The sequence below is a fragment of the Streptomyces sp. NPDC057002 genome (assembly GCF_042673825.1).
Taxonomy (GTDB): Bacteria; Actinomycetota; Actinomycetes; order Streptomycetales; family Streptomycetaceae; genus Streptomyces.
On record NZ_JBHURZ010000003.1, the window covers coordinates 781,689 to 797,571 of the forward strand.

A 15,883-nucleotide genomic window follows, 5' to 3' on the forward strand; every position below is an offset into this window, starting at 1 on the left:
CCCCTCAGGGGCGCGAGGAACTGCGCGACAAGCCACACTCCACCCGCACCCACCCACGGGCGACACCCCGACGGCGACAATCGGCTCAAGCCAACGCAGTGCTGTGGCACCCGGTCCGCGCGTCGCTGCGGGTGCGCGCGGACCGGGGCCGTCGAAGGGAGCCCGTGACGGGCTCAGTGGGACGCGAGGGTTCGCGGCTCCAGAGCCGCCGAGTGGGCATCCATGCACTCGGCGGCAAGGATGGCGGCGGCCGTATCGGCACGGGACGCGGCGACGACCAGCGCACGCCCCGCCAGGGCATGCGCCCGCCGGTGGAGCGCCACGGCGCTCCGCTCGCGGCGGCCCCTGGGCGCGCGGACCGGCGTACGCCCACCCCTCAGCCGGGCCACCTGCTCCGTGAGCCGCTCCGCCGAGGCGTCCAGGCCGGCCGACGGCGCCGCGGTGCGCAGTTCGTCCGTGACGGCGAGCAGCGCGGCGAGATGGCCCGCGAGCTGGATGTCCAGCTCTTCCTCACGCGATCGGTGGGGGAAATCGGCGGGGGTGCCGGCCATCGTGCTGTGGACCGACTTGGCGCGGATCGGTTCGTACATGGGACGGCCTCCTGAGTGCTTCAGGAAGCCATCCTAGCTTAGATTTCGTCTAAAGTTGAGTTGTTCACAAAACCGGACCGGCTGCACACGCAGTGTGAGCGCGGTCTCCCGTCAGGGCTGGCTGTAGCCGTCCAGGAAGTGCCCGATCCGGCCCATCGCGTCCCGCAGGTCGCCGACCGACGGCAGGGTCACCACCCGGAAGTGATCCGGCTCCGGCCAGTTGAAGCCGGTGCCCTGGACCACCATGATCTTCTCGCGCCGGAGCAGGTCCAGGACCATACGCCGGTCGTCCTTGATCTTGAAGACCTTGGGGTCGAGCCGCGGGAAGAGGTACAGCGCCCCCTTCGGCTTCACGCAGGTCACGCCCGGGATCTGGGTCAGCAGCTCGTACGCCACGTCACGCTGCTCGCGCAGTCGGCCGCCCGGCAGCACCAGGTCGTTGATCGTCTGGCGTCCGCTGAGCGCCGCGACCACGCCGTGCTGGCCCGGCATGTTCGCGCACAGCCGCATGTTCGCGAGGATCGTCAGGCCCTCGATGTAGGAGTCCGCGTGGGCGCGCGGCCCGGAGATCGACATCCAGCCGACGCGGTATCCGGCGACCCGGTACGCCTTCGACATGCCGTTGAAGGTGAGGGTGAGCAGATCGGGGGCGACGGCGGCGGTCGGGGTGTGCGTGGCCTCGTCGTAGAGGATCTTGTCGTAGATCTCGTCCGAGCAGACCAGCAGGTTGTGACGGCGGGCGATGTCGGTGAGCCCCTTGATCATCGCCTCGTCGTAGACGGCCCCGGTCGGGTTGTTCGGGTTGATGATCACGATCGCCTTGGTGCGGTCGGTGACCTTGCGCTCGATGTCGGCCAGGTCCGGCATCCAGTCGGCCTGCTCGTCGCACCGGTAGTGCACGGCGGTGCCGCCGGACAGGGAGACGGCGGCGGTCCACAGCGGGTAGTCGGGCGCGGGGACGAGCACCTCGTCGCCGTCGTCGAGCAGCCCCTGCATCGCCATCACGATCAGCTCGGAGACGCCGTTGCCGATGAAGACGTGCTCGACGTCCGTCTCGATACCGAGGGTCTGGTTGTGCATGACGACCGCGCGGCGTGCGGCCAGCAGTCCCTTGGCGTCCCCGTACCCGTGTGCCGAGGACACGTTCCGGAGGACGTCCTCCAGGATCTCGGGCGGACATTCGAAGCCGAACGCCGCCGGGTTGCCGGTGTTGAGCTTGAGGATGCGGTGACCGGCGGCTTCCAGTCGCATCGCCTCCTCGAGCACCGGGCCCCGGATCTCGTAACAGACGTTGGCGAGCTTGGTCGACTGGATCACCTGCATGTCAGGGAGCTTACGGCCCGGTAATGCCCTGCGGCTCGTGTTTTCCGCCACGTGAGACGTGCCGATGTGGGCAGATATCGCCGCTCGCTGTCCCACCAGCACCTTCGATGCCTAGAATTCGCCGCCATGTCCAGGCCATCCGAATACTCCGAAGGGGCTACGAGCGGCGAGCCCCAGGCGCGGTCGAACGTGTATCTGCCGCGGGCCGCTCCGCCCCCGGCCTACGACGCGTACGCCGATCCGGCGGCGGCGCACGGATGGCAGGACGTCCACGACCCCCGTGACCCGCGGGGCGGCACGGACGACACGCGCGAGCTGCCGCCGGTGCCGGCGCGTGGCCGGTCCGGTGCGGGCCACCGCTCCCGGCGCCGGCCGGGGCCGTGGCGTGCGCGCCGTGTGGCGGTCGCGGCCGGAGCCGTGGGCGCCGTTTCGGTGGCCGCGCTGATCGCCGGTCTCTCCTTCTCGAACGCGCCCTCCGGCGGGGAGCGCGGTGGCGAGGGCGGCCGTACGGGTCCGGCGGCGGGGGAGCCGACGGTGCCACCCGCCGGCACGGGTGCTGCCTCGACTCCCGGGGCTCCGCTCGCCGACCGGCCGGCGGATGGTGACGAGCCGTCCGGTGCCGCGTCCGCGAGCCCCTCCACGGCGGCGAGCCGCACCCCGTCCGAGTCGGGGACGGACGCCGCGAGTCCTTCGGCCGGCAGCACGGCCGGCACCTCCACGCCCTCCGTCTCCACGTCGGCCCCGGGCAGGTCCGGGGAGAATCCCGGACGCGGCCCCGACGGCACCAAGGGCCCCAAGTAACCCGTCTGTCAGAACCGTTGAGTAGGGTCAGGCCGAACGGGCCGGGGCCGTGCGGAGAACAACTCCTTGCCCTGCCCGCCTTGCGACGATCACAATGTGCATGACAACACTGCGGGCGGCCGGAAGTTTTCCGGCCGCCTCCGTCGCAAGAGGGGACCCCCCATGAGAAAACCTCTCGCCGCCGCGTTCTTCGCCCTGGCGATAGCCGGGGCCGGCGCGGCTCCCGCGACCGCTGCCGATGCCGCCCCCCAGGGCGTCGGCAAGGCCGCGGACACGGGCAAGGTCACGTCCGCCGTCACGGACGTGGTCACGTCCGCAACGGAGACCCTGTCCGGGCTCAGGAGCCCGTCGGCCAAGGCTGTGAACTTCGCCGGCACCGTCGCGCTCAGCAACTGCTCCGGCTCCGTCGTCCGCATGCCGGACGCCGAGGACAACGACCCGGCGCTGGTGATGACCAACGGTCACTGTCTGGACGGCGGCATGCCCGAGCCGGGCGAGGTCCGCGTCGACCAGGCCTCCAGCCGTACCTTCGGCCTGCTCAACTCCTCCGGCTCGCGCGTGGCCACCCTGCGCGCCGCCAAGCTCGCGTACGGCACGATGACCGACACGGACGTCGCGTTCTACCAGCTCACCACCACGTACGGGCAGATCAAGAGCTCGTACGGCATCAACGCGCTGACGCTGAACGACTCGCACCCGGTCGCCGGCACCGCCATCAGCATCCCCTCGGGCTACTGGAAGCGGATCTACAGCTGCGACATCGACGGGTTCGCCCACAACCTCAAGGAAGGCGACTGGACCTTCAAGGACTCGGTCCGCTACACCTCCGCCTGCAACACCATCGGCGGCACGTCCGGCTCGCCCGTCGTCGACCAGGCCACCGGCAAGGTCGTCGCGATCAACAACACCGGCAACGAGGACGGCGAGCGCTGCACGGTGAACAACCCCTGTGAGGTCGACGCGAACGGTGAGGTGACCGTCCGCAAGGGCATCAACTACGCCCAGCAGACCTACCAGGTCCCGGCCTGCTTCGGCACCGACAGCAAGCTCGACCTGCACGCGAGCGGCTGCACCCTGCCCAAGCCGTAAGGCAGGGTGCCGGGCCGGGCGGTCACGCCCGAGCGGTTCCGCGCACCGCCCGGCCCGCCAGCACGTCCGTACGCCGGCCGTCCTCGATCACGAGGCGGCCGTCGACCAGGACGTACGGGATGCCCGTCGGGAGCGTGCGGGGTTCGGAGAAGGAGGACCCCGCCGCTACCGTCGCCGGATCGAAGAGGACCAGGTCCGCGACGTACCCCTCGCGCACCAGGCCCCGGTCCGGAAGCCTCAGCCGGGCCGCCGGGCGCGAGGTGAGGTGCGCGACGCACTCCTCGAGCGACAGCACCCCCAACTCCCGCACGTAGTGCCCGAGGTAGTGCGGGAACGTGCCGTAGGCGCGCGGGTGCGGCTTGGCGCCCTGGAGGATGCCGTCCGAGCCGCCGGTGTGCACCCGGTGGCGCATGATCGCCCGGACGTTCTCCTCGTGGCCGACGTGCTGGAGGATCGTCGGGGCCAGCCGGTCGGCCAGCAGCAGTCCGCGCGCGGTCGTCCAGGGGTCCTCGTCCCGCTCGTCCGCCGACTCCCGGACCGTCCGGCCGACGAACCCGGCCAGGGCCGGATCGCCCACGCCCGAGATCTCGATGGTGTCCCACTCGATGGGCACGCCGTGACAGCCGTCCGAGCCCGTGACCTCCAGGTCGTGCCGGATCCGCGCCGCCGTCTCCTCGTCCGCCAGCCGCTTCAGGGCCGCCTCCGGGCCGCCCTCGTTCGCCCAGCTCGGCAGCATGGCCGCCAGCGTCGTACAGCCAGGGGTGTAGGGGTAGGTGTCGAGGCTGATGTCGGCCCCGGCCGCCAGCGCCTCGTCCAGGAGGGACAGCAGTTCCGGCGCCCGGCCCTTGTTCACGCCGAAGTTCATGGTGGCGTGGGCGAGATGCAGGGAGCAGCCCGCCTCCCGGGTCAGGGCGACCATCTCCCGGTACGCCTCCAGGGCGCCCGCGCCGTAGGAGCGGTGGTGCGGGCAGTAGTAGCCGCCGTGCGACGCCACCACCCGGCACAACTCGGTCAGTTCGGCGTCCTGCGCGTACATGCCGGGCGTGTACGTCAGCCCGGACGACATGCCCACGGCGCCTTGCTCCATGCCCTCGGCCACCAACCGCCGCATCCGGTCGAGCTCTTCGGGGGTCGCCTCACGGTCCTCCCAGCCGACGGCGAGCGCGCGGACCGTGCCCTGGGGGATCAGATAGGCCGCGTTGACCGCGATCCCGCGGTCCAGCCGGTCCAGATACTCGCCGACGGAACGCCAGTCGAAGTCGATGTCGTCGCCGGAGCCGTTCCACCCGGCGATCGCCCGGCGCACCTCGCCGAGCGTGCGGTCGTCGACCGGCGCGTACGACAGTCCGTCCTGGCCGATGACCTCCAGGGTGACGCCCTGCGCGGCCTTGGCGCTGTGGTCGGGGTCGCGCAGCAGGGCCAGGTCGCTGTGGGCGTGCATGTCGACGAAGCCGGGGGAGAGGACCAGCCCCTCCGCGTCCAGCTCCCGGCGCGCCTGCGGCCGCTGGCAGCCGGCGGCCGCGGCCTCCTTGACGATCTGGACGATCCGGCCGCCGTCGACCACGACATCGGCCCGGTACGAGGGTCCGCCGGAGCCGTCCACGACCTCCGCGTCCCGGATGACGAGCTCTTCCATCGCGCGGGCCTCCTAGAAGAACGTACGGACGTAGTCGACGACCGTGCCGTCCGCCGCCACGACCGGGATCAGCTGCCACTTGTCGAACGACGTGCACGGATGGGACAGACCCAGACCGACCCAGTCCCCGACCTCCAGATCCGCCTCCGGCGTGGTGCTCAGCCAGGCGTGCTGGTCGGACAGGCCGGTCACCGACACCCCGGTGGCCGGGCGCTCGGCGCCGTCCCGGCGGATCGCCTGGGCGAAGGGCAGATCGAGGTCGTAGGCCGCGTCCCGCTTGCCCGCGTTGACGAAGGCCTGCTCGGCGGAGGGTCGCGACACCACCTGCGTCCACAGCCGGAACGCCGGCTCCAGGGCGCCCTCCTCGGGGACCCGGTTGAACGGGGTCAGCTTGCGGTAGTGGCCGTCGTCGTGCGAGACGTAGGCGCCCGAGCGCAGCAACTTCAGCACGGGACGGGAGAGTTCGGGGATCTCCGCGAAGACCTCGGCGACGGCGTCGAACCAGGCGCTGCCGCCCGCGCTGACGACGATCTCGTCCAGGCCCTCGAAGCGCCCGGCCTCGTCGAAGCCGGCGGCGAGCGCGACCAGCCGCCGCAGCCACGCCGTCACCCGCTCCGAATCGGCCTTCGGCACCTCGCCCTCGTAGCCCGCGACACCGACGAGCCGCAGGGTCCGGCTGCCCGCCACCGCGTCCGCGACCGCCGCGCACTCCGCCTCCGTACGGACCCCGGTCCGGGCGCCCTCCCCGGCGGCGAGTTCGACGACGACGTCCACCGGCCGCACGGAACCGCTCAGGGCCGCGTCCATCAGTTCCACCCCGCGCACGGAGTCGACGTAGCAGACGAAGCGGAAGTCCGGGTCGGCGTCGAGCTCTGCGGAGACCCAGCGCAGGGCCGCCGGGTCGACCAGCTCGTTCGCCAGGAACACCCGCCGGGTCCCGAAGGCACGCGCCACCCGCACCTGGTGGGGCACCGCCAGCGTGATGCCCCACGCCCCGTGCTCGATCTGCCGCTGGAACAGCTGCGGTGCCATGGAGGTCTTGCCGTGCGGCGCGAAGGCCAGGCCGTGCCGGACCGCGTACGTCTCCATGAGCTTCAGGTTGTGCTCCAGGCGCTCGGCGGACAGCGCGAGCACAGGCGTGGCGAAGCCGCCGGTGAAGAGGTTGCGGCGCTGGGCGGCCAGCTCGCCCACGGTCAGGCCGTCGGCGTCCGGCGGAAGGCCCTTGAAGCGGTGGTCGACGCGCTCGGCGGCGAGCCGGGCGAGGGACTCGGCGGCGGTGTCGGCTGTCATGGAGCCTCCTGATCAGCTGTGTTGCATTCTCTGCAATCTGCATTGCGTATGTCGCTGAACGCTGTCTAACATCTCGGCCACCCCCGGTCAATGAAACGACCACGCACCGACCCGACGAGGAGCTACGAGCATCGTGACCCCCACCGGACCCTGCAACGCCCCCGACGTCGTGGACGTCGTCGCGCTCGGCGAGTCCATGGTCACGTTCCTGCCCTCCCGGCCGGGGCGGCTCGCCGACGTGCCCTCCTTCGACCGGGGCATCGGCGGGGCGGAGTCGAACGTGGCGTGCGTGCTGGCCGCCGCCGGGCATTCCGTGCGGTGGGTGAGCCGGGTCGGGGACGACGCCTTCGGTGATCACCTGGTCGAGGCGATCGGCGGGTACGGGGTCGACGTGGCCCACGTCCGGCGCGATCCCGGCCGCCCCACCGGCATCTACTTCCGCACCGCCGGGGACCGGGCCACCGACGCGCACGAGGTGGCGTACTACCGGGCCGGTTCCGCGGCGTCCGCGATGAGCGTGACGGACCCCGATCCGGCGGCGGTACGCGCCGGGCGCGTGCTGCACCTCTCCGGGATCACGCCCGCGCTGTCCGCGAGCTGCCTGGAGCTGATGCGCGAGCTGACCGCACGCCGGCCCGGCCGCCCCCTGGTCTCCTTCGACGTCAACCACCGGCCCGGGCTGTGGGGCGACACGGACGCCCCGAAGGTGCTGCGGGACCTCGCGCGGGGCGCCGACCTCGTCTTCGTCGGACAGGACGAGGCCTGGGGGCTGCACAGCCCCGAGGCCGTCCGCGCCGCCCTCCCCGAACCCGAGGTGCTGGTCGTCAAGCAGGGCGCCGCGGGAGCCACCGTCTTCGAGCAGCGGGACGTCACCTTCGTCCCCGCCCCGCGGGTCGACGTCGTCGCCGAGGTCGGCGCCGGAGACGCCTTCGCCGCCGGGTTCCTCTCCGCCACCCTGCGCGGCCTGCCCGTCCGGGACCGGCTGCGGCACGGGCATCTGATGGCCGCCGCCGCGCTCACCGTCCCCGGCGACCACGCCACACCCCCTTCCCGGGAGCACGCCGACCGGCTCGCCGCCTTGGACGACGCGGCATGGGGGAGACTGCGACTCGGCCCGGGCTGGACCGCGGAGGCACAGCGGGCCGACGAGGAGGTACGTACGCCATGAGCCAGACCGTCGACCGCGCGCTGAGCATCCTGCCGCTGCTCGCCGAGGGCCCCGCCGACCTGGGGCAGGTCGCCGACCGCCTCGGCGTGCACAAGTCCACGGCCCTGCGCCTGCTGCGCACCCTGCACGAGCACGGCCTGGTGTACCGCCAGTCCGACCAGCGCTACCGCCTCGGCGCCCGCCTCTTCGCGCTCGCCCAGGAGGCGATGGAGAACCTCGACGTCCGCGAGATCGCCCATCCCCATCTGGTCCGCCTCAACGAGAGCTGCGGCCACACCGTGCACCTCGCCGTGTACGAGGAGAACGAGGTCCTCTACATCGACAAGGTCGAGAGCCGCTACCCCGTGCGGATGTACTCCCGCATCGGCAAGCCCGTCGCCATCACCGTCGCCGCGGTCGCGAAGCTGCTCCTCGCCGACCTGCCCGAGCACGAGCGGCGGGCCGTCACGGAGAAGCTCGACTACCCCACGTACACGTCCCGTTCGACACCCAACGCCGGCGCGTTCCTGCGCGAGCTGGAGAAGGTGCGCGAACAGGGCTGGGCCACCGATCTCGGCGGCCACGAGGAGTCCATCAACTGCGTCGCGGCGCCCATCCGCGGCGCCGACGGCCGGGTCGTCGCCGCGATGTCGGTCTCCGCGCCGAACGTCGTCGTCACCGCCGACGAACTCCTCACCCTCCTGCCGCTGGTGCGCCGTACGGCGGACGCCATCAGCGGGGAGTACTCCGGCAGAACACCAGTGAAGGGCTCCGTATGACGGACAAGATCGCACTCACCCCCAAGACCCACACCACCCCGCCGGCGAAGTTCTCGCACGGTGTGAAGAAGGGCAACATCCTCCAGGTCGCCGGCCAGGTCGGCTTCCTGCCCGCCGAGGAGGACAAGGCGCCCACGCCCGCCGGGCCGACCCTGCGCGAGCAGACCCTCCAGACCCTGGCCAACGTCAAGGCGATCCTCGAGGAGGGCGGCTCCGGCTGGGACGACGTGATGATGATCCGCGTCTACCTCACCGACGTCGACCACTTCGCCGAGATGAACGCGATCTACAACGGGTACTTCGAGGAGCAGGGCCTGACCCAGCCGCCCGCCGCGCGCACCACGGTCTACGTGGGCCTGCCCGCGGGTCTCCTCATCGAGATCGACGCGCTGGCCGTCCTCGGCTGACCCTCCACACCACCACGCTCTTCCGGGCGCGGCGCCACCCGTGCGCCGCGCCGCGCTCCCCCCTACCCCGAAACCGCATGCATTTACGTAGAGGACCCCCGAATGTCCCTTCCGCTCGCCGCGTCCGCTCCTGCCGAGACCCCACCCCACACCGGAGGCCTGCTCCTCCTCGTGGACGGCACGGCCGGACTGCTGCTCACCGCCGCCCTCGGTATCGGGCTGCTGCTGTTCCTCATCATCAAGATGAGACTCCAGCCGTTCGTCGCGCTGCTCGCGGTCTCCATAGCCGTCGGTCTGGCGGCCGGCCTGTCGGTCACCGAACTCTTCGGCACGGTCCAGAAGTCGGATGCCGTCTCCACGATCGAGTCCGGCATGGGCGGCATCCTCGGCCATGTCGCGATCATCATCGGCCTGGGCACCATGCTCGGCGCGATCCTTGAGGTCAGCGGCGGGGCCGAGGTACTGGCGAGTCGCCTCCTCGGTCTGTTCGGCGAGAAGCGCGCCCCGCTCGCCATGGGCCTCACGGGCCTGATCTTCGGTATCCCGGTCTTCTTCGACGTGGGCATCTTCGTCCTGGCACCGATCGTCTACGCCGCCGCCAAGCGCTCGGGCAAGTCGATCCTGCTCTACTGTCTGCCGCTGCTCGCGGGCCTCTCCGTCACCCACGCGTTCCTGCCCCCGCACCCCGGCCCGGTGGCCGCTGCCGGTCTCCTCCATGTGGACCTCGGCTGGGTCATCCTCATGGGCATCGTCTGCGGTCTGCCCGCCGTGCTGGCCGCCTGGGCGTACTCGGCGTGGATCGGCCGCCGCATCTTCGTCGCCGTGCCGCAGGACATGGTCGAGGCGTCGGAGGAGGCCAAGCAGGCGGTCCTCGACGAGCAGCGGGCGACCGGCACCGAGCCGCGCGAGCAGCCGGTCTCCCTCGGCACGGTCCTCGGCATCATCGGCACGCCCCTGGTCCTCATCCTCGCCGCCACGTTCTCCTCGATCGCCCTGGACCCCTCCACGCTCCGCTCGGTGATCGAATTCTTCGGCAACCCCTTCGTGGCGCTCACGCTCGCCCTGTTCCTCGCGTACTACCTGCTCGGCATCCGGCGCGGCTGGTCCCGCAAGTCCCTGGAGACGGTGTCCACGGCGTCCCTCAAGCCGGTCGGCAACATCCTGCTGGTCGTCGGCGCGGGCGGCATCTTCGGCGCGGTCCTCAAGGCCAGCGGCGTCGCCCAGGCCCTCTCCGACACGTTCAACGACGTGGGCCTGCCGGTGATCGTCCTCTCCTACCTGATCTCCGTGGTCCTGCGCGTCGCCCAGGGCTCGGCGACGGTCGCCATCGTCACGACGGCGGGCATCGTGGCCCCGCTCCTCTCCGAGGGCGACCACTCCCAGGCCTTCGTCGCCCTGGTCATCATGTCCATCTCCGCCGGCTCCATCTTCGCCTCGCACGTCAACGACGGGGGCTTCTGGATGGTGGCCAAGTACTTCGGCATCAGCGAGCGCGACACGCTGAAGTCGTGGACAATGCTGGAGAGTGTGCTGTCGGTGGCGGGGTTCGTGGTGGCCGCGGTGTTGAGCTTGTTCGTCTAAGGAGCCCGTCGGTGCATGTAGGCGTCTGATAACGATGCTGGGGCTGGTTGTGTGCCGCACAGGTTTGTCGACCATACTGCTGCGCTGTGGAGCAGCGCATAGGTTCGAGCAGCCAGCCCCTGGAAGGCGCCGGATTCGACCCGGCCTTCATCCCCGGGCTCACGTCACCCGCGTCCGGACGGACGAAGGACGAGGAGCCGGAGAAGGAGCCCGAGGTCGCGGAAGCCGAAGACGCCGAAGCCGCCGACGACGCGGAGGAGACCGAGGAAGCCGAGGGGGCCGAAGAGGCCGCCCCGGAGCCGGAGGAGGACGCCGCGGAGGACGACGCCGCACCGGAAGGCGGTCCCGTCTTCGAGGCCTCCGACCGCCGCGCGAAACTGGTCGCCGACCACAGAGGCGTACGACTCTTCCTGGACGACCAGGAATGCGAGTTCCGCTGGGACGAGATCGGCGCGGTCGAGACGGAGACCGCCCGCTTCGGCAAGCGCTACACCGTCACCGTCCACACCCCTGACCGGCGCTGGTACCCGATCGAGATCGAAGCACCGGCCAGGAGCCGTTTCACGGAGTGGGACGCCCAGTTGGACGCGGTACTGGACGCCTACTTCGAGGAGGACGCGGGTTAACCGCAGTACTGGCCTTCCTTGCCGATCGACCGGTACATGCAGTCCGCGTTCTCCAGCAGTTGCAGCACCGCATCGCGGTTACGCGAAGTCTCCCGCTCGATGACCTCGTCGGGCGGGTAGAACCCTCCTCCACCGGACCTCGGATACATCTCGAACGTGTACCCGAAGATCTTGTGCGTGCCCCAGAGATAGTCGTCGATCGACCCGTCGGTGATGTACAGATCGCTGGACTGCTCCGCCGTGTACCCGTTGCTCGCGGCCATCTTCTGCCCGACCGCCTTGAACGCCGCGTTGTCGTCCGCGGTCATCCCGGTCGTCGTGTCCGAGTACGTGTAGCCGAACGGCCACAGCACAAGCTCGCTGTACGTGTGGAAGTCGACACCGGCCTTGATCTGCTGCTTCCCGCCGACGACCCGGCTGCGTACGAAGTCGGCGACGACCTTCACCTCGGGCGCCGACTCCGCCGCCGTGCCCCGGTAGGTGTCGGAGGACGCCGAGCCGGAGGAGCCGCCGCAGCAGCCCCAGCGGTAGTTCCAGTTGCGGTTCAGGTCTGTGCCGACGTAAGACGAACCCGAGTTGGGCTGGCGGTTCTTGCGCCACGAGCGGTACGACCCGGTGGCGATGTCGTACTCGCCGCCGTCGGGGTTGATGTCCGGGACGATCCAGATCTCACGGTTGTTCACCATGCTGGTGACGCGTGAGTCGGAACCGTAGTCGGAGGTCAGCTCGCGCAGCAGGTAGAGCGCCATCTCGACGGTCAGGTGCTCGCGGGCGTGCTGGTGGTGCGTGAACAGCACCTCGGGCTCGGCCTCGTCGCTGCCCACGTTGTCGCTGATCTTGACGGCGACGATGTCCCGGCCCTGGTACGACTTGCCGATCACGCGCCGGCTCGCGATCGACGGGTTGGCCGAGACGATCGAGTTGATCTCGGTCGTCATCTCCGCGTAGTTGTGGTAGCGCGAGTCGGCGGACGGGAAGTCGAAGATCCGGACGTCGTCCTCGCCCGCGGACCGGTCGGGCACCGCGCCCAGCGGGGTGACCTCATAGCCCAGTGCGCGCAGCTTCTTGATCTGGTCCGCGCGTCCGGAGACGACGACACCGTGACCGTGGGACTCGTCCACGGTCACGCCCGTGCGCTGAAGTGCCGTGCGGTCCTTGGCCGTCGAGTGCAGATGGACCTCGTACTGCCTGACGTCGTCGGCCGAAGGGGCCGCCTTGGGCACGCTGTCGGCGGTGGCGTCCGGCGCCGTCGCGGACAGGGGCGCCGCGAGGGCGAGTGCGAGAAGGGCGGCGAGGGCGGCGCTGCGTCTGCCGGTGCCGGCCCCGGAGCCTCGTATGCGAAGTCGCATGAAATCTCCTTGTGGGAGGTGGGGTTGTTCCGTGCGACGTACTTGGTGCGGGTGGCGCACATCGTTCTGCTAATGGCATGAGCAGGTCAAGACTGAAAGCGGTCGCGCAGTGTACGCGTGCGGCGCGGTGGTCGAGGTGTCCCGGCTGAAGTGCACCCGCGGGTGTGACTCGCGCGTGCATATATGTAGGCCAGGGGAGAGAGTGAGGATCCGCGCAAGGGGAGCCGGACTGTCCGGATCCTCGGACCACACCCCCCCAGAGGACTGGCTGATCATGGGCGGATCAGCGCCACGACGGGACAACCACCTGCCGGCCGAGACGACCAGCTTCGTCGACCGGCGTGGCGAACTGACCGAGGGCCGCGAACTGCTGGCCCGCGCACGGCTGGTGACACTGACCGGACCGGGCGGCGTCGGCAAGACCCGGCTCGCCGCGCGTATCGCGGCCCGTGTGCAGCGCGCGTTCCCGGACGGCGTGTGCTTCGTGCACCTCTCCGGGCTGCACGATCCGGCGCTCGTCCCGCTCGCCGCCGCCGACGCGCTGGGGCTGCACGACCACTCCGCCCAGCCGCCGCTGGACGCCCTCGTCGAGCAGGTACGGGACCGGCGGCTGCTCCTCGTCGTCGACAACTGCGAGCATCTGGCGGGCGCGTGCGCGCAGCTGGCCGCGGCCCTGCTGCACGGCAGCGAGGGTGTCCGGATCCTCGCCACCAGCCGGCACCGGCTCGGCCTCACCGAGGAGCATCTGCTGGAGGTACGGCCGCTGCCGGTGCCCGACCCGGACGGCGACCTGTCCGCCGCCGAGGGCTATCCGGCCCTCACGCTCTTCGCCGACAGAGCCGCCGCCGTCGTCCCCGGCTTCCGGCTCACGCCCGGCAACCTCGCGTCCGTGGCCCGCCTCTGCCGCCGGCTGGACGGCCTGCCCCTCGCCATCGAACTCGCCGCCGTCCGGATGCGCGTCCTCGACGTCGACCAGCTCCTCGACCGTCTCGACGACCGCTACCGCTTCCTCACCACCGGCAGCCCCGCGGCCCTGCCCCGCCACCAGACCCTGCGGGCGGCGGTCGCCTGGAGCCACGACCTGTGCACCGGCCCCGAGCAGACGGTATGGGCCCGGCTGTCGGTCCTGGCGGGCAGCTTCGACCTGGAGACGGCCGAGGCGGTCTGCGCGGACGACACGGGCGAGGCCAACGCCGGGTGGGGAACGGGCCTGACACCGGCCGGGGTTCTCCTGCCGGAGGGGGCGACGGGGTTCGGCGGCGGGGCCGGGTGGGGAGGTGCGGCGGGTTTCGGCGGTGGGGTCGGGCCGGGATGCGCGGTGGGTTTCGGCGGTGGGGCCGGGTGGGGAGGCGCGGCCGTGGAGGGTCATCACCTCGCGCAGGCGCTCACCCCGACCACCACGCTGCCCCTGCTCGACGCCGGCCACGTCACCCCGGCACCCCCCGCCCCCGGCCCGGCCGACGGCATCGCGCCGCGACCCGTGCTGCCCCATCACCCCCTGACCGCACCCCGCGCCGGTGACGGCCCTGGTGGCGTGATGGCGCCCGCCCTTGCCGGTGAACCTCCGTCCCCGGCCGTTCCCGCCCCCGGCGGGGTGACACCGTCCCCGGCCGTTCCCGGCCTCGACGGTGTGCCGCTGCCCCCGGTCGCGGTCGGGTTGTGTCCGGGCGGTGCGATGCCGTCCCCGGCCGTTCCCGCCCCCGGCGACGTGACGCTTCCCCCGGTCTTGCCCGGCCCCGGCTGCGGCGCCGTGCCCCTGGTCGGGCAGGCCGTAGGCGACTGGCATGCAGGGTCCGGGCCGGTCGGGCTCCGTACCGAGGACGTTCTCGATGCCGTCGCCGGGCTCGTGGACAAGTCCGTGCTGTGCCGGGAGCCGGGGCCCGGCGGGGTGCGGTACCGGATGCTCGACACGCTGCGGCAGTACGGGCTCGAGCGGTTGCGGCGGACGGCGGGGGAGGAGGGGGCCGTGCGTGGGCGGCAGCGGGACCGGATGCTGCGGCGGGTCGAGGACTGCGAGCGCGGCTGGTTCGGGCCGGGGCAGCCGGAGACCGTCGCCCTGCTGCGCGCCGACCGGGACAATCTGCGCGCCGCCCTCGACTTCAGCCTGTCCACCCCGGGCGAGGAACGCGCCGGACTCGGGCTCGCCGGCGCCCTCTGGTTCTACTGGCACGCCTGCGGAGCCCCCCGCGAGGGCCTGTACTGGCTCGACCGGGCCCTGGCCGCAAGCCCCGAACCCACCCGGGAACGGGCCCGCGGCCTCTGGGTCGCCGGGCTGCTGGCCGCCGCCACCCAGGACTTCCCCCGGGGCCGCCGCCAGGCCACGGACGCCCTCGCCCTCGCCCGTGCCCTGGGCGACACCGCCGAGGCCGCCCACGCCGAGTACGTCATCGGCGTCATCCGGCTGTTCGGCGACGACCTGCCCGGCGCGCTCCGGCACTTCGAGACCACCGTCGCCCGCGGCCCCGTACCCGGCCAGCATCTGAGCCTCGTAGGCCTCGACCAGGTCGAACTCGCCTGCGCGCTGGGTTTCCTGGGCGAGGCCGACCGGGCCGTCGAGGTCTGCGAGCAGGCTCTGCGGCTGTGCGAGCGGCACGGCGAGCAGTGGGTACGGTCCTATGTGCTGCGCATCCTCGCCCTCGCGCACTCCGTGCGCCGCGACTGGCCCCGGGCCGAGCGGCACGCCCGCGAGGCACTTCGGCTCAAACACGCCGTCCACGACATCATCGGCATCGCCCTGACCCTCGACCTGCTCGCGTCGATCGCCGCCGAACGCGGCGCCCACCGGCACGCGGCCCTGCTGATGGGCGGCGCCGACCGCGTCTGGGCCGACATCGACACCGGCCGCTGGGGGGCGCACACCCTCAACTCCGTACGCAGGGACAGCGAGGAGCGGGCCAGCCGGGCCCTCGGCCGGGACGCCTTCGAGCGGGCCCACCGGCGCGGCGGCGGCCTCGGCCTCGCGGAACTCGTCGGCCAGGCGCTCCAGGAGCCGGCCCGCCAGCGCCCCGGAGACTCCCCGGCCCCGCACGACGACACCGCGGTCCGCCTGACCCGCCGTGAGTCCGAGGTCGCCCGGCTCGTCGCCGAGGGGCTCGCCAACCAGCAGATCGCCGACCGCCTGGTCATCGCCCGCCGCACCGCCGAAGGCCATGTGGAACGCATCCTCAGCAAGCTCGGCTTCAGCAACCGCAGCCAGATCGCCGCCTGGGTGACGGCCCGGCGCTGACCCTCCCGTACCGGACAACCCACCCATCTTCCGAGGGGA

Annotated in this window: 13 protein-coding genes; 8 read left to right on the plus strand and 5 right to left on the minus strand. The window is 71.7% G+C overall.

Annotated features, from left to right (window positions below):
- Positions 1-173 precede the first annotated feature (173 nt).
- Positions 174-590 carry a hypothetical protein gene (locus ACFT32_RS18370; RefSeq protein WP_382490147.1) on the minus strand — a complete coding sequence of 139 codons (417 nt, stop codon included), beginning with the start codon at positions 588-590 and terminating at the stop codon, positions 174-176.
- Positions 591-701: 111 nt separating this feature from the next.
- Complete coding sequence (locus ACFT32_RS18375; RefSeq protein ID WP_382490149.1) at positions 702-1,913, minus strand: pyridoxal phosphate-dependent aminotransferase; 1,212 nt, start codon at positions 1,911-1,913, stop codon at positions 702-704.
- A gap of 126 nt (positions 1,914-2,039) precedes the next feature.
- Here ACFT32_RS18375 and ACFT32_RS18380 point away from each other — a divergent pair, with 126 nt between their 5' ends.
- Both ACFT32_RS18380 and ACFT32_RS18385 read left to right on the plus strand, forming a co-directional pair.
- Positions 2,040-2,714 carry a hypothetical protein gene (locus ACFT32_RS18380; protein ID WP_382490151.1) on the plus strand — a complete coding sequence of 225 codons (675 nt, stop codon included), beginning with the start codon at positions 2,040-2,042 and terminating at the stop codon, positions 2,712-2,714.
- A 162-nt stretch (positions 2,715-2,876) separates the two neighbouring features.
- The gene (locus ACFT32_RS18385; RefSeq protein WP_382490153.1) at positions 2,877-3,803 is read left to right on the plus strand and encodes a serine protease; all 927 of its coding nucleotides are present in this window, start codon (positions 2,877-2,879) and stop codon (positions 3,801-3,803) included.
- Positions 3,804-3,825: 22 nt separating this feature from the next.
- On the opposite strand, the gene ACFT32_RS18390 is transcribed toward ACFT32_RS18385, so the two are convergent.
- A complete protein-coding gene (locus ACFT32_RS18390) occupies positions 3,826-5,439 on the minus strand; it encodes an amidohydrolase family protein (RefSeq protein ID WP_382490155.1) in 1,614 nt (537 codons plus the stop codon).
- Between the two features lie 12 nt (positions 5,440-5,451).
- Positions 5,452-6,729, minus strand: a complete 1,278-nt coding sequence (locus ACFT32_RS18395; protein WP_382490157.1) for an amino acid deaminase — start codon at positions 6,727-6,729, stop codon at positions 5,452-5,454.
- Between the two features lie 133 nt (positions 6,730-6,862).
- Between ACFT32_RS18395 and ACFT32_RS18400 the strand changes: the two genes are divergently transcribed.
- The 5 genes from ACFT32_RS18400 (at position 6,863) to ACFT32_RS18420 (ending at position 11,269) form a co-directional block, all read left to right on the plus strand.
- On the plus strand, positions 6,863-7,897 hold the full coding sequence (locus ACFT32_RS18400; protein ID WP_382490159.1) for a sugar kinase: 1,035 nt from the start codon (positions 6,863-6,865) through the stop codon (positions 7,895-7,897).
- Positions 7,894-8,655: an IclR family transcriptional regulator gene (locus ACFT32_RS18405; protein ID WP_382490161.1), complete on the plus strand. Its 762-nt coding sequence runs from the start codon at positions 7,894-7,896 to the stop codon at positions 8,653-8,655. Before ACFT32_RS18400 ends, ACFT32_RS18405 begins: the two co-directional genes overlap by 4 nt.
- Positions 8,652-9,062 carry a RidA family protein gene (locus ACFT32_RS18410; RefSeq protein ID WP_382490163.1) on the plus strand — a complete coding sequence of 137 codons (411 nt, stop codon included), beginning with the start codon at positions 8,652-8,654 and terminating at the stop codon, positions 9,060-9,062. Before ACFT32_RS18405 ends, ACFT32_RS18410 begins: the two co-directional genes overlap by 4 nt.
- Before the next feature lie 102 nt (positions 9,063-9,164).
- A complete protein-coding gene (locus ACFT32_RS18415; protein ID WP_382490164.1) occupies positions 9,165-10,643 on the plus strand; it encodes a GntP family permease in 1,479 nt (492 codons plus the stop codon).
- A gap of 86 nt (positions 10,644-10,729) precedes the next feature.
- Positions 10,730-11,269, plus strand: coding sequence for a hypothetical protein (locus ACFT32_RS18420; RefSeq protein ID WP_382490166.1), 540 nt, complete (start codon positions 10,730-10,732; stop codon positions 11,267-11,269).
- Here ACFT32_RS18420 and ACFT32_RS18425 read toward each other — a convergent pair.
- A complete protein-coding gene (locus ACFT32_RS18425; protein WP_382490168.1) occupies positions 11,266-12,618 on the minus strand; it encodes a M14 family metallopeptidase in 1,353 nt (450 codons plus the stop codon). The two genes, ACFT32_RS18420 and ACFT32_RS18425, sit on opposite strands and share 4 nt — an antisense overlap.
- 274 nt (positions 12,619-12,892) lie before the next feature.
- On the opposite strand from ACFT32_RS18425, the gene ACFT32_RS18430 reads away from it, so the two are divergent.
- A complete protein-coding gene (locus ACFT32_RS18430; protein ID WP_382490170.1) occupies positions 12,893-15,844 on the plus strand; it encodes a LuxR C-terminal-related transcriptional regulator in 2,952 nt (983 codons plus the stop codon).
- Positions 15,845-15,883: the final 39 nt, after the last annotated feature.